The organism is Peribacillus glennii, assembly GCF_003429105.1.
GTDB classification, from domain to species: domain Bacteria; phylum Bacillota; class Bacilli; order Bacillales; family DSM-1321; genus Peribacillus; species Peribacillus glennii.
The window spans coordinates 1-17675 of record NZ_QVTD01000003.1; the positions used below are offsets into that span (position 1 = coordinate 1).

Here is a 17675-nt window from a genome sequence, read left to right on the forward strand (position 1 = left end):
TCGAAGTTGTGACACGACATGCCATGATTCAGGGGTTTGGTGAAGAAGAAATAGAGGAGCTTAGCGTCTTTTCCCTTTATATCGGGGTAGATTTTAGTAAAATTGCAGCCTCCGCTATCATCATGAGCACAATAGGAGCGATTACCGATGTTGCAATTTCTATTACGTCTCCCATGCGTGAAATTTATAATCATAACCCTTTGATTAGGAGGAAAGAGTTATTCACCTCTGGATTTAGCATTGTGAAGGATATATTAGGCACAAATACAAATACGTTGTTTTTTGCCTTTTTTGGAGGATATATGGCGTTGCTACTATGGTTTAAAGACTTATCTTATTCCGTAGGAGAAATCATAAATTCAAAAGTATTCAGTGCCGAGATGATTTCTATATTTTGTGCAGGAATTGGCATCGCTCTCATTATTCCAATCACCTCCTGGATTAATGCCTATTATTTGATAAAGAAAAGAGAGAAATCACATGAAAGTTAAAAAAGAATGAATGTTTTTATTTGAGACCACGGCTTTTCTCATTTAAGTGACGAAAGTTATACTTGATTATTAAAAATGAACGGGAATTGAAAGAACTAGGGAATTTACCACAATGTGTTGAAAATGCATTGTTATTGCTGGTGCTAGGAAAAAGATGGGATACCAGCAATATAAATGGCTTCCTGGAAATAGTTTAGAATAAACAAGTCACTTTGGATGCCACCGTCCAGGCCTTGTAGGGGTTGGTATTGGTTTTGTTGTTGCAGTCATATTGGTTAGCTAGGAAGAGGATACCCATCCATATGTCTTTCCGAACGCGATTTTGCTCCACGTCGACTGTTTTTCATAGACTGTAACAACCTGATTCTTTTTCAAGGATTCGATTCTGGAATACTGGGTTCCTGGCTTGAAACGGACATTTAAGCTGTCCACATTCACCTTCATTTGAACAGAAGCCGCGTCTGATAAAAGGAGCTTGTTACAGGAAGCCATGCTTTTACAGAAATCTTCGGAGTAGAAAATTTAGCCAAGAAACTGAAAGAATGACATAACGACGCTGTTAAATGATTTTTGCAAGTGTTTTTTCAATAATTTTTTTCAAATAAAAAAGCCAACCACAATGAGTTAGCTAACGAAATACATTTACAAGTAGCACGGGAGGCCTATTTCTATCAAGAAGACTTATGCTAATATCAAATTAACCCGTATCCTTAATTGTAGAGGGATCTTTAATCTTTCCCTTCTTCAACTAACCTGCCCCTTTAGTTGAACAAGAAAAAAACCTTACTCCTTATTGAAGTAAAGCACCCGTTAGTTTAAGTAGAAACCTTCACAATATCTAATTATTGACAGAGACAAAAATAAGAGGGCAATAAAATACAGCCCCCTTTCCAACAATTTTATATTCATGTAGCACCAATGAATTTCGGTTTCCAATACGTGTAGTTTGTTTGTTTAAAATCACTGAATACTCGTATCCCAATCATTTAGAGTCTTAGGATAGCAGCAAATATATCTTATTGTATTCCTGATTAATTTTTATATGCTCCGTACAGTCGATCCACTTGATTTTACTGCTTCTTAATTCCAGTTTTGTGGTTATCTCATCCTCTATTTCATGCATTAACATCAATGTTTTGCCAAAGGTCAAATTAAATTCATTTGCCGCTTTTTGGTGCGGAGAATGGTTCTTCAGTAACCCCAAGAACTCTTCCGGTGTTTGAGATTTACTGGCCAATTCATCTTCTAAATTAACAATGAATTCATAGACCTTTCTCTTTTCAGGTGCAAGGCTCGCCACAACTTCTCTGAACAGGATTTCAAGGAGTCTTTCATTCATTGTCATGTCACCTCTCCTTATACTGTTCTTTATACTAGATTACATTTACCAGCTCGCTTTTCGTATCCCGGGAATCTGTCCTTTAAGGGCAAGTTCCCTGAAAGCAATACGTGACATCTTAAACTTTCTCATATACCCTCTCGGTCTACCTGTCAATTCACAACGGTTGTGTAGCCTATTAGGTGCTGAATCCTTGGGCAGCTTTCTCAACGCTTGGTAATTACCCGCTGCTATCAACTGCCTTCTTAAATCTGCATACTTTTGAACGATTTCCTCTCGTTTTAGTTGTTTCGCCTTCTTTGACTTCTTAGCCATATAAAAACACCTCCAACAATACCGTAATGATTACGATTTAAAAAACGCATAAAAAATTTACTTTGTCTCCCTATGAAGGGTATGCCTCTTTAATCAAAATATAAATTAAATTAAAGTTGATGATTCCTTATCGTAGGAGAATCGGCTTTACTAAGCTGTGAAACATGCTTGTCTAAGTATAATCAGGCTACTCCTTTAATGGCTCATCATCTCATGGGCAATATCGTGTCCATCCATTTTTGATGGATAGTAGGTAGGCCAGTTGATGACTTCAGCCAATAAAGCTGCACGGTTGTCCCCCCAATACAGGTGATAGTGACTAGCTTCATTCGGATAGATGCTATGATCACTAAATTGAATATATCCAGGTAGTCCTTCAGATTCTTCTTCGAGTTTAAATATGTATCTTACTCCTCTATTTCCCGCATTATATGTTAGAATTTCGTAACCGTCATAAAAATAATTACCAGAATACTCTTTTCCATTTTTGAAGAACGTTACAGTATCATCTTGAATCAAGATACGGTCAACATCTGTTTGATACCCGTCATTATAATACTCTTTATATTCTTCAGCTGTCATGTCACCTTCATGTTCTGCTTTATAAGCAAATACCTCGTTAAGCGTGCCATCTTGTAGATATGGATATACAGATTGCCAGTCTCCTTCCCAGTCGGAAAGGGAACGATCCTTCACTTGGCTGTCCTCAAAATAGCCTTTATAAATTTGTTCTGATACTTCATCATGTGAATGTCTATGATCGTGTTCATGTTCACTTTCATGTGTGTGACTTCCAGATGTTTGCTCTTTCTTTTCAGATGAGTCTTCTGCAACTGATGAGGAAGTTGTTTTTTCATCAGCAGACTCTCCTTCGGATGAATCTGTAGTCTGACAGGCTACAAGTAGTGAACTGATAACTAAAATACTTAGCCCTTTGAGAAATAAAACCTTCATTGAAAACACTCCTCTTGAATAAATAGTAATGATTACGATTTAAGGTGTATAAAAATTTACTTTGTCTCCCTATGAAGCGTATGCCTCTTTAATCTCGGCGAGTATTTTTTGAGTTCCAGCCTTTCGGGATTGGTTCTTTTATTTTTTGTTGTGAGATAATTCTTGTCTCCAGTTTCTGTACATCCTAATGTAATTTTCACTCTCATAACTATTTCAGCCTCCATTTTACTTAATATACGCTGGCAACTGGTCAGGAAAAGCCGTCCAATCCTTTTCCATTTCCTCTTCTGTCAGCAAACATCTATCCAATGTTTCTTCTATCGTGCTTTGATCCATTTCAATACCAATCATGACAAGCTCCGTCATCCTATCGCCGTACCTTTCATCCCATCTTTCCAGGAGATCAGGTTCCTCTTCCAGTATTCTTTTCCTTTCGATTTCTGGATAAGCTGCAAGCCACTCCCCTGCTCCCTCAATCGTCAGGGATGGGCCTGCCTGCGATAGCAAACCTGCAACATCATTCCTTGAAGACAGCCAAATGAAGCCCTTGGCACGGACTACCTCAATTGGCCACTCCTTCAGCCACTGCAGGAACCTTTCGGGATGAAATGGCTTTATCCTGCGATATACAAATGATGTGATTCCGTATTCCTCTGTTTCTGGAACATGTTCCTCAGTAAGCTCTTTAATCCACCCTGCACTTTGGCTTGCATGTTCAAAATCAAAAAGTTGCGTGTCAAGCACCTGATCCAACTCTATTCGTGCATGGTCCGCTTCTACCAGTTGTGCGTCGGGATTTAGTTTGTGAAGCACTGCCCGCAGCTCCCATACCTTCTCCTTTGTAACTAAATCCGTTTTATTGATAACGATGACGTTTGCAAATTCGATTTGGTCGAGAAGCAGATCGACAACCTCCCTTGCATCGTTATCATCATTGCCCTGTTTTCTGTCAAGAAGCGTCTCTCCTGATGAAAAATCGCTCCAAAACCGATTCACGTCCACTACCGTCACCATTGTATCCAGTCTGCAATATTTTGACAGGTCGATGCCAAGCTGTTCATCTACATAGGTAAATGTCTGTGCGACAGGTAACGGCTCACCGATGCCCGTGGATTCGATAACTATATAATCCAGTTGTCCTTGGTTGCAGAGCTTCTCGACTTCCAATATCAAATCTTCTCGTAGCGTACAGCAGATACATCCGTTTTGGAGTTCCACTAATTTTTCATCAGTGCGTGAAAAATGCCCTTGTTTAATAAAAGATGCGTCTATATTTACTTCACTCATGTCATTTACGATGACCCCGATCCGCTTTCCCTCTCTGTTATGTAATATGTGGTTCAATAAGGTTGTTTTTCCTGAACCTAGGTACCCGCTCAATACTGTGACCGGAACTAATCTGTCTTGCATACTCGTCACTCTCCTTACATGTACAAATCAAAATCATTACGATTTAATCGTGAGAAAATGCCCAGGTTTGACCTAATCGAGTCATTGGGCAATCATTATCCTTTCTCGGAACATCATAAATCATAACCATTCCGATTTGCAACATATTCCTGGTAATAGGGATGGATTTAGTCAAAAAGGTCTACTAATTGACAGCTTGGTTTAAATAACACTATTTGTTTCGTGATGTTGACTCATCCTTTAAAAAGATAAAGCACTTTATAACAATAATAGTAATCATTACGATTTGCAATAGGATTTATCATATTCATTCCTCCCTATAACGAAAGGAATCGACAACCGTTACTTTGTACATTGTGTACAGTTAGTGAATTATGTTGATATTTGTCAAAAATGTTAAACTATTCGTTTCTTTAGACCTGGCAGCTGTTACAATGATTCCTTCATAAGACTAATAAGTACAGCTCTAAAATGTTCACTGGAACTTAATAAACCTCTATTTGTCGCCAGTCCTCATGCTTTAATAAGGTTTAGAAAAGGTAAGAAAAATGATGTTGAAAGCACTGAAACTGATACAGAGAACTCCGCTGAATAATAGCGGGGTTTTTTCTTTTTAAAGGAGATATAGAGAAATGGCTTACTACGATAAGGAAGAACAAGAAACAGTAATTATTTATGACCCTTCTTCAAAACGTTGGGACATTTACACCACTGTACCAAAGCATATTAAGAGGCTAGAAAATGAGGCTATAGCTTCAGTTTTTAAGGTTGAAAAAGATTCAGAAGGTAAAACCATTGCTATACGTGTAAAGGTTAAAAAACTGCCATCTAGCTACACTTTTAACAAATAAGGGGTTGATATCAAATGGATCAACATACTAATAAACGATATACAAACATGATGAAAATTCCTAAGTCCAGTGAAGGTAGTAACAAGGCATTATATTTTTATAGGAAACAGAATGTACAGAACTGTAAAGTAACATTTATAGACGGATCTGTTTATTGGCAAAAAATGTTCTTTAACGATAAGTTTCTTTCAATTAAGGCTGAACCGAATACTCTGTACTTGGACGAACAATGTACCATTTTAGCTAAGGTCACAAGGAAACAGAAAATACAGGAATGTAAAAGATTAGGTTTAATCTAGGGTTGGGGTACTTAGTATCTTAACCTACTTTTTTATAGAATTTTTTAACTAACCCCTTTTACAGACTAACGTTATTATCCGGTGAAGCAGACATAAAAAAAGGAACGCTAGTAATTAGCGTTCTGTGGTTTCATCATCAGATTAACGTCCTTCTTATTAACAAGCTGTACGTTAAAGGCTGTATTCAGTTCTTGTATTTCAATCATACCGTTCTCGTAATCGTGGAGAACTCTATGAACCTTGTCATTTTATATTACGAGAATCATTTCTTAAAGCCCTGTTTGGTCTACACCGTAAGTCGCTTCTTCTGTTGTAAATCCGTCAAACTTTAATTGATCAATAAGACCTTGACGAGAAAATGAAGTCATATCAATATAATCCTGTGCTTTCTTTCCAGCCTGTTCTTTCCAATTCACTTTTAGGTTATTTACAGCAAAAGTAGCGTCAGCATTTGAAAATTTATCGAACTCTAATTGCTTAATAAGTCCAGTTTTAGAAAAGGCAGTCATATCAAGATAAGCCTCAGCCTTTGATACAGCGTTTTGTTGAGAAACAGACATTTCAGGTTCTTCTGGCTTTTCTTCTTCAACAGGTTCTTCCTTCTTAACTTCTTCCTTAACAGGTTCAGTTGCCTCAGTTGATTCAGTGTCAGTAGTTTTAGATTCACTTGCTGTATCATCAGAACCTTGTCCAATGATAGAACCCACGATAATTACAGCAAGCAGCCATACCCACCACCGCTTATAGAAAGGCTTTTTAACTTTTTCCTTTGCCATTATGTACTTTACCCCATAAGTTTACTAGATACTATAACAGAAACAATTTTAACATATCTGTAAATTTATTGGAATAATATATTTTGACATTCATAGGAAAATAGTTATATATAGGAAATATTTATTCGACAACTATTATAGAGAACACTGTATATTGAAATCAAATGTACCATTTGTACCATTACCTTACTAACTAAAGTTAATTGCGTTAGAATCGTTCTCGTTGTATTCAAAAAATCTGGTATACAAAGACCGTCCGATGGTTTGAACAGAATACAACTAATGATTGAAAATTCTAATGTTCTGATTACTGCTTGGGATAATGACCGACTCGTTGGTGTTGCAAGGGCTATTACCGATTATTGTTATTGTTGTTATCTATCAGATTTAGCTGTAAATCAAGATTATCAAAACAAAGGTATAGGCAAAGAACTGACGAGATTAGTACAAGAACATATTGGAGAAGAAGTTTCCTTATTGCTTCTGTCTTCCCCTATTGCGATGGACTACTATCCTAAAATTGGTTTCGAAAAAATTGAAAAGAGTTTGTAATTTCTAGAAAAAGATAGTAATTGTGAAGTGGCTTTACGTCACTTCTTTTTTATTCCTTATTGTGTTAACCTGCCCCGTTAGTTTAAGTACATTACTTCACAAAGATCAATCTGGCTATAGTTTAACGGATAACAAAATTTTATATAGAAACCCTACCTCGCTGTCACATCAAAAAAAGCCGAAGCTCCATTTAGGTGGGTCGACTTTTTCTTCTGACTAGCTATATTCATTTTTAACTCTAAAAAAGGATGTCTGACCATAACTTTATAGAAGTAATTAATATTAACAATGCTAAGGACCATTGAAGGACTTTATGATTTATCTGCCTGCTTATCTTCACACCAAGCGGGGCAGCGATCAAACTCACAATTATGATGAGTACGGCGGGCAGGTAAGGAACCTGACCTGTGGTTACTTTTCCAATGACTCCCCCTATAGAAGATACAAAGGTGATGGCCATGGAAGTGGCAATCGTGATTCGCATAGGTATCTTTAATATAATGAGCATGATGGGGAGTAAAATAAAGGAACCCCCTGCTCCTACTACACCGGATGCAAGCCCTACGACCAATGCCAGTACAGCTGCCAGAGGCTTATTGAATCCTGTAACTGTTTCTCCATTCGTTTCTTTTTTCGGTATAAATATGATAATGGCCGCAGTGAGTGCCAATACCCCGTACATGACATTGACAATGGTTTCAGAAACATACTGAGAAATATACCCTCCTGCAAAGCTCCCGACCATGATACTGGAACCCATTACAACAAACAACGGCTTGTTGATATATCCCCCTCTTCGATAAGCCCACACACCGCCTAAGGTCGAAAAAAACACCTGTACGGCCACAATTCCAGAAATCTCGTGAGCCGTAACCCCATCTAAACCTAATAGGGGTGGAATGTAAAGGTGGATCGGATAGTTTATGATTGCACCGCCAATCCCTAGTAATCCCGAAGAAAAGGAGCCTATGAACCCGAGAAGAAGAAAGGTGATTATAAAGGCTGTATTCATATCTGCACTCCCTTCTTAAAAAAGGAGATCTCTTTGGATCTCCCCTGTGCTTTATCCTTTTTTAATCCAGAACTTCATGATGCCACCCTCGCCTTGAGTATCCAACAACTCATGACCGCCAGATGCGGACCAGGCAGTCAGATCTGCGTTGGCTCCTTTATCCGTTACATGAACCTCTAATACTTGGCCCGATTGCAGCTCGTTCATCGCCTTTTTCGTCTTAACTATTGGCATCGGGCAAGCCATGCCCTTTGCATCCAACACTTTATCTGCATTCATTTTTCTACTCTCCTTAAATGTGTAATGTGTCCCTGTAAACCTATTATTATCTCACCGCACAGCGGTTAGGTCCGATTTCCATCTCGCGTTGCTGCTCTTCATCCGTAGTGATCTTTCCCATATTGGTTTCACGGATTTCTTGATATGCGTTCGGCTGAGGTGGAAGGTTGCCCGTTACCATATTTCTGAACTCTTCTTCATCTGCAATGTTCAAACCATGATTTTCCGCGAATAGTGTTCCTAATTTCTTCGCTACACTGCCGTCATCGTTCAATTCCTCGATGATCATGAAATGAGCCGGGAGCACAATCAGTTCTTCTGAAAGTTCTCTGTAACGCGTATATAGCGTTTCTCTTAGGTCCCCCACCCAGTCCTCAGCGAGTCCTGCCAAATCCGGTCTTCCTATGGAATCGATGAACAGGATATCTCCGGAAAGCAGGTATTTTTCATCCACTACAAAAGAAGTGGAACCAATCGTGTGACCTGGTGAGTAAAGGGCATCAATGTTAATCTTTGTATTCCCAACGGTTACACTGTTGCCGTCCTCTAACGGCTGGTATTCGAATGTTACCTCCTTGGCATCTTTAGGCGGCAGCCAGTACATGGCATTTGTCTTCTCCGCAATCATTCTGCCGCCAGAAATGTGGTCAGCATGAAGGTGTGTATCAAATACATTCGTAATTTTTGCCCCGATACTGGCGGCGAATGTTGTGTATACTTCCGTCATACGGGTGGAATCGATGATTGCTGCCTCTCCATTAGAAACGACCATGTACGACAGACAGCCTTTCCCAATGCGGACAAATTGGTAAATCGCACCACCATCTTTTAGTTCCCCAACTTTGACAGGTTCTAAATATTCACTCCACGCTTTCATTCCACCCTGCAGATAGGAAACTTCACGCCCTGCATCTGAGAGCATTTCAGCCACCATGATGGATGAGCCTTCTTTCGCACAGACGACCAATACTTCTTTATTGCTAGGAATCTGATCAAGAATTTCTTCTACCCCGTCCAGAAGGTCAAAATATGGAATGTTTAGATGCTCAAACTGTTGTCCCTCGATCTTCCAATCTTGAAACGCATCCTGATTTCGTACATCCAAAATGAACAATTCCTGTTTATTAAATACTCGCTGTGTAATGTCTTTGGCCGTGATAATGTTTACTGCCATGTTAATACCCCCTAAGGTATATTTGTTGGTAAAAAAAATTATCTGATTAAACGTCAATCTTGTGTGACTTTATGCAACGCGACTGTAGTACGTAATTTTGGAAATAAGGGGGATTGAATCAAAGAACGACCCAATTCCCTATGAATAAATTGATTAGATATTACAGTTCATGCTAACAGTATCCCCTGACCACTTACTCATGCCGGGCATGACATTGACCACTTTAGTAAATCCATTGGCTGTTAACTTTTGTGACGCAAAGTCACTGCGGCTGCCTGTACGGCATATAACAAATATTTCATCTTCTTTGTTAAGTTCGTGTAGACGGCGGTCTAATTCACCTAATGGAATAGAGATCGAATTAGGAATATGGTTAAACGCATACTCTGCTTCTTCCCTTACATCCAGAACCACGATATTCCCATTGGACGTTAATTTTGCTTGAAGGTCATCATTGTTGATGAAGTGAGGATGCTTCTTTTCCGCTGCTTCTTCATCAGATGTTTTTCTGAGGTAGTGCTTCAGGATTTCTCCTTCTTCAATTGTGCCCAAATATTGATGCCCTGTACTCTCAGCCCATGCTTTTATGTCTGCCTTGGAACCTTTATCAGTAGCTTGAACCTCCAAGACTTGGCCTCCCTCTAACTGAGTCATTGCCTTTTTGGTTTTCACTATCGGCATTGGACAAGCAAGTCCTTTTGCATCCAATGTGACATTTGATTTAATAATATCCATGAGAAGCCCTCCTTCAGATTATACCGCTATGGGTATTACACATAACAAAATTTATTATACGGTTTCTCCTTCCCATGCGAGCATTCCGCCCGTCATGTTTATCACCGTAAAACCATGGTTTTCTAAGAATTGACATGCTTTTCCACTTCTTCCCCTCGAACGGCAGACCATAATATATTCCTTGGACTTGTCCAGCTCGTTCATCTTGAATTCAAGCAAACCTAAAGGAATATTAACCACACCTGGAATCTTTACTTCAGCTACTTCTTTAACCTCTCTCACATCTATGATGATAAGGGAAGTACCTTGCTCTACCAATTCTTGAACTTCTTTTGCTGTGATGGTTTCCATTTTTATTTTATCCTTTCTCTTTATTATCTCCAGGCGTTCATGCCGCCCTTTACATTACTGACTCGATGGTATAATTAATAAGGAGGAAAAACAGCATGAATGCAGCGAAAATCTTAGACGCAAAAGGGCTGGCTTGTCCTATGCCGATCGTCAAAACAAAAAAAGCCATAAATGAACTGGAATCAGGTCAGGTATTAGAAGTGCATGCAACCGATAAAGGGGCGAAAGCGGATATGACCGCCTGGGCCAAATCCACAGGCCATGAGCTTGTAAGACACGAAGAAGAAAATGATGTCCTGAAGTTCTGGATCAAAAAAGGATAATTTTTTTGCTTTTAAATATACCCCACCGGGTACTGATGAGGAGGAATTAGAGTGTCTGACAAAAAGAAAACGACCATTGTATTGTTCAGCGGGGATTACGATAAAGCAATGGCTGCCTACATCATTGCGAATGGTGCTGCAGCCTATGACCATGAGGTAACCATTTTTCATACATTCTGGGGATTGAATGCGATACGCAAGGATGAACCTATTACATTAAAAAAAGGATTCCTGGAAAAAATGTTTTCAAAAATGATGCCGCGTGGAGCAGACAAGATGGGACTATCCAAGATGAATTTCGCTGGCATGGGACCTCAGATGATCAAACACGTTATTAAAAAACATAACGCCATGACCTTGCCGCAGCTCATTGAGATGGCTCAGGAACAAGAAATCAAGCTGGTCGCCTGCACCATGACCATGGACTTATTGGGCCTTCAGGAAAAGGAATTGCTGGATAACATTGAATATGCCGGTGTTGCTGCGTACCTAGGGGATGCTGAAGAGGGCAATGTGAACTTATTTATCTAAAAAATAGAGGGGACCCCATAAGGTCCTTGGCTTTAGGAGGCTTGGGATGGAGTACCTGAATTATGTATTGATCGGACTCGCCATTTTCTTTTTATTGCAGCGTTTGCTTCCTGTTAGAGGAGTAAAACAAATCACGATATCCGCATTGAAAAGTGAGCTTGCCGACCGAAACAAGCAATTCATTGACGTACGTACAACTGGGGAATTTAAAACGAATCACATTAAGGGGTTCAAAAACATTCCGCTACATGAACTCTCCGGGAAAACGAACCTGTTATCAAAAGAAAAGGAAGTCATATTGATTTGCCAGAGCGGCATGCGAAGCAATAAAGCAAGCAAGTTATTGACAAAAAAGGGGGTATGGGTATATATTTTCTAAAAAAAGAAAGGACCAATAATACCCCTAAGGGTATATTACAGAATACAATCCGGGATGTCAATCCCTAAATTGTTTACCTGCTCTTCACCAGTAAATTGACCGCTTCTTTTACAAATTCATCCGCATCTTGTCCTTTTTCAGTAGCTTCACGTACACATTCAACCAAATTGGAGCTGACAACAAGTCCTAAAGTGCGATCGATGGCCGTTCTCGCAGCCGAAAGTTGAGTGACTACATCCTTGCAGTCCTTTTTTTCTTCCATCATCTTTAGAATCCCTCTCAGTTGCCCCTCAATACGCTTGACTCTATTCTTGATTTGATCATCGTAATACATCTGGTAATCCTCCCTTTAAGCACTTTATTTAACGCACGTATATGCAGTCACCTTAAATCCATTTTCCCGCATCATCCTAATTCCAAGGTTTCTTTCCAGTTTATCAGAAACAATCAGATGGACATTCTTGCTGGTGATACCCCCTATTTCGCGTTTTAGGTAGGCTACAGGCAAGGGCATGGCCCCTCCTACTGGATTTTTAGCAGATATATGATAATCCCTTAGATCCACAATGGCTACCTTTTGGGCTGAATCTGAATATTCCGGAACTCTCGATGGAACTCCTGGGACCGGGACATATCTTCTATATATCAAAACCAATAAAATAAGGAGAATGAATAAAAACGGATAGTACATGTGATATCAACTCCCTAATCATATATAATTAAGGACAAGATGTTATGCACTAACTATATACCCTGTGGGGTATAATGTCAACAACCGGATTCTCATATTATACCCAAACTGAAAAAAGGACTCTAAAAGTCCTTTCTTACGGAACTAGACGCTCCACTATTACTATCTAACTGCACACCGGGGGGCCAATCTCCATCTCTCTCTCTTCGAGCATCCACTGCTGGAGTGATTTTTCCCATATTAGCCTGCCTTTATTTGTTCGTATGAGGTTAGCTGTGGGGGCAGATTTTCTGTTACTGTTTTTTGAAACGTCTCCTCACTATCAATGTTCAGGAAACTTTTACTCTCCAAGGTAGTCTTACTTTTTGTTAAACACTCGTTTTTATACACTCTTATCTATACACGAGAGCAATCGTCTTTCAATGTCCACTGCGATTTCTTGTAGAGCAGGCTCATCCAGCATACTAATCAGTGCAGTAGGTTTCGGCAGGCCAATCTTCGTCTGTTCGGCATCCTTGTAGACTACAATCTTGTACGGCAAAAAATAGCCAACGAGTTTGTTTTCCTTGAGCACCCGCTCAGCCTCTTTTGGATTGCACACCTCCAGCACTACAAATTCTTCGTCCAGTTGGAAGCCTTTTTCCGCCAGTTTGTCCTTTATATCGAATTTCCATAACACACCAAACTTTCCTTGCTGCAGGCTGCTTTCCAGTGCATCAATTGCGTCTGAAATCGTTTTGCCAGTACTTACTGTATTTATCCATATGTTTTGAATAATCTATGTAATGTATACTGCAGTGTTCGCCGACAGCACACAAAAAAATCAGAGATTAAAAAGAAACTCTCACGACTTCTGAATTTCTGAATCATAATGAGGTTGTGTTAACTGGTTTTCTCCTTAACTACCCTGCCCCTTTAGTCAAATAAGAAAAACCACCTTGTTGGTGGCTCAAGCAGAAACAGTATTACTGTAAGGCTGATTCCAAAATAATGTAGAGGCAGCTGGAAGTATAACTGAAAACAAAAGAACAACTAAGTTAACCACAAACCCTACTATTTTTATGGCCCCTTTTTTACTTAAAAGTACTGCTGTTAATCTAGTTAAAGGCAGAATAACGGAAAAGAAGATTATTACTGGGTCAGAAAATGCACTTTCATCAAAAACCATATCCCGAAGATTATAGTTGAAATTAAAAATATTCCAACTGACAATACACTTAATTTTTCCAATGATATCCACCTTTTCTATCTAATATAAAATATATAACAAAAAATCCCTTTATTTACCTTTTATTAATGCATTTCTTCTTCAACTAACCTGCCCCGTTAGTGAAACAAGAGAAGCTGCCACAATGACAGCTCCTTTGTTACCCCGTAAATTCGTAAAATAGCCACCTTTATATGTAAGAAAAGCTGCCCAAAAACAGATAGGTGAAATTGTCTCGCTGGAAAGAGCAGGATCAATTGGCAGAATCGTTCCACCGTGGTAAGGGGAAAAGGTGGTAAGGAAAGGGAAGTGTATTTCAGCACCCGCTGCGGAATTTGGCTAAAACGCTATCTTGAGGAACGGCATGATGGAGATCCGGCCATTTTTGTCACCGAGCGGGACCCGCATCGGATGAGTATCGCCCAGATGAGATACATTATAAGACGGATTTCAGACCGTGCCATGATCAATAAAACGATTCATCCGCACCGCACTTAGAAATAAAAACTTTGAAATTTTTTCTTTTAAAAATCTTATAATGGCACAGGTTTCACACCATTTTACCATATATTCGAATTTTCAATTTAATTCCGGGTCGCAAAAAGAAAGGAACCGCCGCAGCGATCCTGTGATGTTCTATATGCTGTTTGGTAATACCTGTCACCTATGATTATGGTTCGCACTGCTTCGACTACTTTTTAGCTAACTTACCCATTATGGAGACAACAATTACCCAATATCTTCTAGAGCTTGTTGAAGTGTGGCGTAAGTTTTAATACTCGGAAAATTGATGCCTGAGTTGATAATTTTTGATACTAAATCCGTTCTAATCCCTGTAAACACCGCATTAATCCCTAGCAACCTAAGAACATCATATATTGTAAAGATTCGAGCCGCAGTTTCGGTATCGATAGAGGCAATGGATGAGAAGTCAATAATAACACATTCAATTTTCAACTCAGTGACTCTGGGTATTACTCTATTCATAATAAATTCACTTTTTTCTACATCAATATCTCCAATTATCGGGAGAACCGCGATACCATTTTGTATAGGGATTATGGGTGAAGATAGTTCTCTGATCTTCTGGTCCTGCTTTTCTTTGGTTTCTTTTGTTATTCTCTCTCGCTTAAGAATAGTTTCAGTAATACTTAAATCGAGAAAGTAACTTAATCTACTGGTAACAGTGATAACTTCCTCAGTAGTTAGTCCATGGTCAATGCATAATTGAGACAAAATTTTTATTAATAGCTGTCTAGTTTCCGCATAGGGTTTTATAAGACTCGATAATTCCTCAATATATTGAGCATCTTCCGGTGTTTCCTGTTTGATGAGCCATTCAATGAATCTAGGTTCAACCTCTTCATTCGAAAATTTAAGCGTAATCCCTAAAAATTTAAGAAATTCAGCATTAGTATCAATTGATTTATCTATTATTTCTTGTGGTAATGTTATTTCTAACTTACTCAAATTATAATTAACAATTTCCCTGCTTATTGATTCAGCACGCTTACTTAAAAAATGTGCGAATTCTTTAATTGAATTTACCTTTTCAAAACCCATAGAGCATTACTCCTAAGTGTCTAATTTTTTCTTAAGTATATTGGTTGCAAGCACACTTGTCTATCAGCTATAAATAACAGAATAAATCAAAAAGGTAATCCATTTAAAGGTCATGAAGTATCTCGTAAAATTCTTACCGAGTTGATTGTTAAATTAGCTGAAACACCAGGAGTGAAAGTTGGTCGGAGTGTAGGAGTGAACAAACCCGAATAAAGGCTTTAAGTAGATAATGTGTCTAAACAGCTAAATGTTAAATTGAAAAGAAAGCTGATTTTCCTATTGACTTTGTGAAAAAATGCACTTAATCTAAGCTGCCCCTTTAGCACAATAAGGAAAAGCTGGAGAGATACAACTCTGGATCTTCGGCTCTTGCACCCTTTAATTTTTCACAAATTCCTCTTTTTACATAGCTATGTTAAATAATATTGTTGATAATGTTCATAAAACAAGTACCCGATTTGGGGGCCTTGTTTTAAATCCTTATTGAAGATTAGCACCCTTTAGTTGAAGAAGTTAAATCACTTTAAATTTCCTACCTCCATTTATTGATCAAACAAGGTAGAACTAAATCAGTTCTTACCTAACATTGATTTCTTTACCGCTTTCATCGAATAACTTAAACGTTAAACCCATTTAATTGGCTCTGTCGCCTTTGTAGTATGGTAGTGACAGGTCTTTTGGGACTGGTTTAGCGATGAAGAAAACGTCTTTGTTCTTTGGTACGGAAACGGTTGTTTTGATGTGTGATGTAACATGTTTTTGTTTGGTGACGGAAAATTGTTGTGCTTGTAACACGACGCTTGCAATGGGTACATTCCCGTATAAATCCTTGATTCGGTTTCCGCCAACTAATAATAATACCATGATTAATCGTTTCATCAATTCTCCTCCAAGATACCTGTTATAATAATCTTATTTATCAAATTACAAAAGCATCTCTCCAACTTCATAATTTCGATTAGAAAAGACTTTTCCCCTTCTTGTTCAACTATCCTGCTCCTTTAGTTGAACAAGAAAAAGCCTTACTCCTTTTTGAAGTAAAGCCCCCGTTAGTTTAAATGAATTTATTCACAATTTCATAAATGAAAGCAATTTTATTTATCAGTTAGCAGTGTTTTTAGTTACCTAATTCTTTACCTCATTTCCTTTTTCCATAGTGATGCTACCAATCGTAAGAAGAACTCCCCCGAATACCATGATAGAGGCCACCCATGGCGTGTGGTTTATTCCTATGGTATTCGTAACAATCCCTCCCACATATGCACCTAATGCAATCCCACCATTGAACGAAGCAATATTAAGTGATGAAGCAACATCGACCGCACTAGGAACATAACGCTCCGCAAGCGTTAAAACGTATGACTGCAAAACTGGAACACTCATAAAAGCCAATAACCCCATACCTATAACAGTAATAAGACCAACCACTTTAAACGGAGCGGTAAATGTGAAGAGTAACAAGATAATTGCTTGAACGATAAAAATATAAAATAAGGCGATAAGCGGTTTTCGGTTTCCGAAACGCCCTCCAATTGCATTTCCAAAAGCAATGGCTATCCCATACAAAAATAGAATGATACTTATGGTTGCAGCACTAAAGCCAGTAATTTTTTGGAGGATTGGGGAAAGATACGTAAAAGTAACAAACGTTCCACCATACCCCAGTACCGTAATTGCCAAGATCAGTAAAATCCTCCCATTTGTCACTAATTTTAGTTGATCTTTATAGGATGGCGGCGTTTCCGCTTTAGACAGTTGATCTGGAATGGCGACTGCATTTAAGATTAACGCCAGTATACCTATAAACGCAATTCCATAAATCGGGTATCTCCATCCGAACAGTTCACCGACATAGGTCCCTAATGGAGCACCTATTGCAGTAGCAACTGTAAACCCGCCAAATACGAATGCAATTGCCATTGCTCTGCGGTCCGCAGGGACAAGACTTGCAGCCACTGTTGAACCTATTGCAAAAAATACGCCATGGGCGAATGCAGAAATTACTCGTCCTATCAGCACAATACTGAATGTAGGGGCTGCCGCTGTTATGATATGCCCGATAATAAATAAGATAATGACAGACAATAGAATCTTTTTCCTCGAAAATTGTGCCGTCATGGATGTCAAAATAGGGCCTCCAACTGCAACTCCCAAAGCATACATGGAAACAATCAATCCAGCAGTAGATACCGATATACCAAATTCCGATGCAACCCCTGGTAGGATTCCAATGCTGATAAATTCCGTTATCCCAACGCCGAAAAACGTTACAGCCAATGCTATTAACGCAAACAGGTTTCCATGTCGTGCTTTAGGTGACGTGTGTGCAAGTTGTTGTACGTTCATTTGAAATTCTCCTTACAAGTAATGTAGTTTATAAATTTTGTACCAATCCAATTGTTTAATTAGATTTGTTAGTTACAAACGTTATTCTAATACTTGA

General features: G+C 38.8%; 26 protein-coding genes and 1 pseudogene. 7 read left to right on the top strand and 20 right to left on the bottom strand.

The genetic code is table 11. The features are described from left to right. The coding region (locus D0466_RS01680) for a YibE/F family protein (protein ID WP_142919869.1) at positions 1-491 on the top strand (491 nt) is incomplete at its 5' end. 279 nt (positions 492-770) lie between these two features. Here the strand turns inward: D0466_RS01680 and D0466_RS01685 are convergent. The 6 genes from D0466_RS01685 to D0466_RS01710 all read right to left on the bottom strand — a co-directional run bounded on the left by D0466_RS01685 (position 771) and on the right by D0466_RS01710 (position 4509). Then, positions 771-935 carry an SH3 domain-containing protein gene (locus D0466_RS01685; protein WP_158555778.1) on the bottom strand — a complete coding sequence of 55 codons (165 nt, stop codon included), beginning with the start codon at positions 933-935 and terminating at the stop codon, positions 771-773. 550 nt (positions 936-1485) lie between these two features. Further along, the gene (locus D0466_RS01690; RefSeq protein WP_117320841.1) at positions 1486-1836 is read right to left on the bottom strand and encodes a hypothetical protein; all 351 of its coding nucleotides are present in this window, start codon (positions 1834-1836) and stop codon (positions 1486-1488) included. A gap of 39 nt (positions 1837-1875) precedes the next feature. Then, entirely contained in the window at positions 1876-2145 is a 270-nt protein-coding gene (gene rpsN / locus D0466_RS01695; RefSeq protein WP_117320842.1) for a 30S ribosomal protein S14, read from the bottom strand. A 195-nt stretch (positions 2146-2340) separates the two neighbouring features. Beyond that, positions 2341-3099, bottom strand: coding sequence for a ZinT family metal-binding protein (locus D0466_RS01700; RefSeq protein WP_117320843.1), 759 nt, complete (start codon positions 3097-3099; stop codon positions 2341-2343). A 56-nt stretch (positions 3100-3155) separates the two neighbouring features. Beyond that, the gene (rpmG, locus tag D0466_RS01705; RefSeq protein WP_117320844.1) at positions 3156-3305 is read right to left on the bottom strand and encodes a 50S ribosomal protein L33; all 150 of its coding nucleotides are present in this window, start codon (positions 3303-3305) and stop codon (positions 3156-3158) included. A 19-nt stretch (positions 3306-3324) separates the two neighbouring features. Next, positions 3325-4509, bottom strand: a complete 1185-nt coding sequence (locus D0466_RS01710; protein WP_117320845.1) for a GTP-binding protein — start codon at positions 4507-4509, stop codon at positions 3325-3327. Positions 4510-5141: 632 nt separating this feature from the next. On the opposite strand from D0466_RS01710, the gene D0466_RS01715 reads away from it, so the two are divergent. Continuing rightward, entirely contained in the window at positions 5142-5360 is a 219-nt protein-coding gene (locus D0466_RS01715; protein WP_117320846.1) for a hypothetical protein, read from the top strand. Positions 5361-5928: 568 nt separating this feature from the next. Here the strand turns inward: D0466_RS01715 and D0466_RS01725 are convergent. After that, a complete protein-coding gene (locus tag D0466_RS01725) occupies positions 5929-6435 on the bottom strand; it encodes an Ltp family lipoprotein (RefSeq protein WP_117320848.1) in 507 nt (168 codons plus the stop codon). A gap of 282 nt (positions 6436-6717) precedes the next feature. On the opposite strand from D0466_RS01725, the gene D0466_RS01730 reads away from it, so the two are divergent. Further along, positions 6718-6987 carry a GNAT family N-acetyltransferase gene (locus D0466_RS01730; protein WP_117320849.1) on the top strand — a complete coding sequence of 90 codons (270 nt, stop codon included), beginning with the start codon at positions 6718-6720 and terminating at the stop codon, positions 6985-6987. 238 nt (positions 6988-7225) lie between these two features. Here the strand turns inward: D0466_RS01730 and D0466_RS01735 are convergent, their stop codons facing one another. The 5 genes from D0466_RS01735 to D0466_RS01755 form a co-directional block, all read right to left on the bottom strand. Further along, complete coding sequence (locus tag D0466_RS01735; protein WP_117320850.1) at positions 7226-7999, bottom strand: sulfite exporter TauE/SafE family protein; 774 nt, start codon at positions 7997-7999, stop codon at positions 7226-7228. 51 nt (positions 8000-8050) lie between these two features. Beyond that, positions 8051-8278, bottom strand: coding sequence for a sulfurtransferase TusA family protein (locus D0466_RS01740; protein WP_117320851.1), 228 nt, complete (start codon positions 8276-8278; stop codon positions 8051-8053). 46 nt (positions 8279-8324) lie between these two features. Then, on the bottom strand, positions 8325-9452 hold the full coding sequence (locus D0466_RS01745) for an MBL fold metallo-hydrolase (RefSeq protein ID WP_117320852.1): 1128 nt from the start codon (positions 9450-9452) through the stop codon (positions 8325-8327). 153 nt (positions 9453-9605) lie between these two features. Beyond that, positions 9606-10187, bottom strand: coding sequence for a sulfurtransferase TusA family protein (locus D0466_RS01750; protein ID WP_117320853.1), 582 nt, complete (start codon positions 10185-10187; stop codon positions 9606-9608). Between the two features lie 54 nt (positions 10188-10241). Then, positions 10242-10538: a rhodanese-like domain-containing protein gene (locus tag D0466_RS01755; protein WP_117320854.1), complete on the bottom strand. Its 297-nt coding sequence runs from the start codon at positions 10536-10538 to the stop codon at positions 10242-10244. Positions 10539-10633: 95 nt separating this feature from the next. On the opposite strand from D0466_RS01755, the gene D0466_RS01760 reads away from it, so the two are divergent. The 3 genes from D0466_RS01760 (at position 10634) to D0466_RS01770 (ending at position 11771) form a co-directional block, all read left to right on the top strand. Continuing rightward, positions 10634-10861 carry a sulfurtransferase TusA family protein gene (locus D0466_RS01760; protein ID WP_117320855.1) on the top strand — a complete coding sequence of 76 codons (228 nt, stop codon included), beginning with the start codon at positions 10634-10636 and terminating at the stop codon, positions 10859-10861. Positions 10862-10969: 108 nt separating this feature from the next. Then, positions 10970-11392, top strand: a complete 423-nt coding sequence (locus tag D0466_RS01765) for a DsrE/DsrF/DrsH-like family protein (RefSeq protein ID WP_233522570.1) — start codon at positions 10970-10972, stop codon at positions 11390-11392. Between the two features lie 46 nt (positions 11393-11438). Then, positions 11439-11771, top strand: coding sequence for a rhodanese-like domain-containing protein (locus D0466_RS01770; RefSeq protein WP_117320857.1), 333 nt, complete (start codon positions 11439-11441; stop codon positions 11769-11771). 73 nt (positions 11772-11844) lie between these two features. Here the strand turns inward: D0466_RS01770 and D0466_RS01775 are convergent, their stop codons facing one another. From D0466_RS01775 to D0466_RS21850, 5 genes and pseudogenes are all read right to left on the bottom strand, one after another. Beyond that, positions 11845-12105, bottom strand: coding sequence for a metal-sensitive transcriptional regulator (locus D0466_RS01775; RefSeq protein ID WP_117320858.1), 261 nt, complete (start codon positions 12103-12105; stop codon positions 11845-11847). A gap of 24 nt (positions 12106-12129) precedes the next feature. Beyond that, positions 12130-12462, bottom strand: a complete 333-nt coding sequence (locus tag D0466_RS01780; RefSeq protein ID WP_117320859.1) for a sulfurtransferase — start codon at positions 12460-12462, stop codon at positions 12130-12132. 166 nt (positions 12463-12628) lie between these two features. Then, positions 12629-12828 (bottom strand): annotated as a pseudogene (locus D0466_RS22725) (MBL fold metallo-hydrolase); the annotation flags it as partial. A 16-nt stretch (positions 12829-12844) separates the two neighbouring features. Next, positions 12845-13141: a DUF302 domain-containing protein gene (locus D0466_RS01790; RefSeq protein WP_325048665.1), complete on the bottom strand. Its 297-nt coding sequence runs from the start codon at positions 13139-13141 to the stop codon at positions 12845-12847. A gap of 270 nt (positions 13142-13411) precedes the next feature. Further along, entirely contained in the window at positions 13412-13702 is a 291-nt protein-coding gene (locus D0466_RS21850; RefSeq protein WP_142919870.1) for a hypothetical protein, read from the bottom strand. 243 nt (positions 13703-13945) lie between these two features. Between D0466_RS21850 and D0466_RS01795 the strand changes: the two genes are divergently transcribed. Then, positions 13946-14167, top strand: coding sequence for a tyrosine-type recombinase/integrase (locus D0466_RS01795; protein ID WP_325048666.1), 222 nt, complete (start codon positions 13946-13948; stop codon positions 14165-14167). Between the two features lie 231 nt (positions 14168-14398). Here D0466_RS01795 and D0466_RS01800 read toward each other — a convergent pair whose 3' ends face one another. The 3 genes from D0466_RS01800 to D0466_RS01810 all read right to left on the bottom strand — a co-directional run bounded on the left by D0466_RS01800 (position 14399) and on the right by D0466_RS01810 (position 17578). Continuing rightward, positions 14399-15232: an STAS domain-containing protein gene (locus tag D0466_RS01800; RefSeq protein ID WP_117320862.1), complete on the bottom strand. Its 834-nt coding sequence runs from the start codon at positions 15230-15232 to the stop codon at positions 14399-14401. Positions 15233-15865: 633 nt separating this feature from the next. Continuing rightward, a complete protein-coding gene (locus D0466_RS01805; protein WP_117320863.1) occupies positions 15866-16111 on the bottom strand; it encodes a hypothetical protein in 246 nt (81 codons plus the stop codon). 246 nt (positions 16112-16357) lie between these two features. Continuing rightward, positions 16358-17578, bottom strand: coding sequence for an MFS transporter (locus D0466_RS01810; protein ID WP_117320864.1), 1221 nt, complete (start codon positions 17576-17578; stop codon positions 16358-16360). Positions 17579-17675 lie beyond the last annotated feature (97 nt).

Bases quoted from the DNA above. Each gene is read 5' to 3' on its own strand.
- rpsN (WP_117320842.1), bottom strand. From the start codon at position 2,145: ATGGCTAAGAAGTCAAAGAAGGCGAAACAACTAAAACGAGAGGAAATC.
- D0466_RS01690 (WP_117320841.1), bottom strand. From the start codon at position 1,836: ATGACAATGAATGAAAGACTCCTTGAAATCCTGTTCAGAGAAGTTGTG.
- D0466_RS01725 (WP_117320848.1), bottom strand. From the start codon at position 6,435: ATGGCAAAGGAAAAAGTTAAAAAGCCTTTCTATAAGCGGTGGTGGGTA.
- D0466_RS01765 (WP_233522570.1), top strand. From the start codon at position 10,970: ATGGCTGCCTACATCATTGCGAATGGTGCTGCAGCCTATGACCATGAG.
- D0466_RS01740 (WP_117320851.1), bottom strand. From the start codon at position 8,278: ATGAATGCAGATAAAGTGTTGGATGCAAAGGGCATGGCTTGCCCGATG.
- D0466_RS01715 (WP_117320846.1), top strand. From the start codon at position 5,142: ATGGCTTACTACGATAAGGAAGAACAAGAAACAGTAATTATTTATGAC.
- D0466_RS01710 (WP_117320845.1), bottom strand. From the start codon at position 4,509: ATGCAAGACAGATTAGTTCCGGTCACAGTATTGAGCGGGTACCTAGGT.
- D0466_RS01735 (WP_117320850.1), bottom strand. From the start codon at position 7,999: ATGAATACAGCCTTTATAATCACCTTTCTTCTTCTCGGGTTCATAGGC.
- D0466_RS01770 (WP_117320857.1), top strand. From the start codon at position 11,439: ATGGAGTACCTGAATTATGTATTGATCGGACTCGCCATTTTCTTTTTA.
- rpmG (WP_117320844.1), bottom strand. From the start codon at position 3,305: ATGAGAGTGAAAATTACATTAGGATGTACAGAAACTGGAGACAAGAAT.
- D0466_RS01745 (WP_117320852.1), bottom strand. From the start codon at position 9,452: ATGGCAGTAAACATTATCACGGCCAAAGACATTACACAGCGAGTATTT.
- D0466_RS01800 (WP_117320862.1), bottom strand. From the start codon at position 15,232: ATGGGTTTTGAAAAGGTAAATTCAATTAAAGAATTCGCACATTTTTTA.
- D0466_RS01685 (WP_158555778.1), bottom strand. From the start codon at position 935: ATGAAGGTGAATGTGGACAGCTTAAATGTCCGTTTCAAGCCAGGAACC.
- D0466_RS01755 (WP_117320854.1), bottom strand. From the start codon at position 10,538: ATGGAAACCATCACAGCAAAAGAAGTTCAAGAATTGGTAGAGCAAGGT.
- D0466_RS01775 (WP_117320858.1), bottom strand. From the start codon at position 12,105: ATGTATTACGATGATCAAATCAAGAATAGAGTCAAGCGTATTGAGGGG.
- D0466_RS01700 (WP_117320843.1), bottom strand. From the start codon at position 3,099: ATGAAGGTTTTATTTCTCAAAGGGCTAAGTATTTTAGTTATCAGTTCA.
- D0466_RS01750 (WP_117320853.1), bottom strand. From the start codon at position 10,187: ATGGATATTATTAAATCAAATGTCACATTGGATGCAAAAGGACTTGCT.
- D0466_RS01810 (WP_117320864.1), bottom strand. From the start codon at position 17,578: ATGAACGTACAACAACTTGCACACACGTCACCTAAAGCACGACATGGA.
- D0466_RS01780 (WP_117320859.1), bottom strand. From the start codon at position 12,462: ATGTACTATCCGTTTTTATTCATTCTCCTTATTTTATTGGTTTTGATA.
- D0466_RS01805 (WP_117320863.1), bottom strand. From the start codon at position 16,111: ATGAAACGATTAATCATGGTATTATTATTAGTTGGCGGAAACCGAATC.
- D0466_RS01730 (WP_117320849.1), top strand. From the start codon at position 6,718: ATGATTGAAAATTCTAATGTTCTGATTACTGCTTGGGATAATGACCGA.
- D0466_RS01760 (WP_117320855.1), top strand. From the start codon at position 10,634: ATGAATGCAGCGAAAATCTTAGACGCAAAAGGGCTGGCTTGTCCTATG.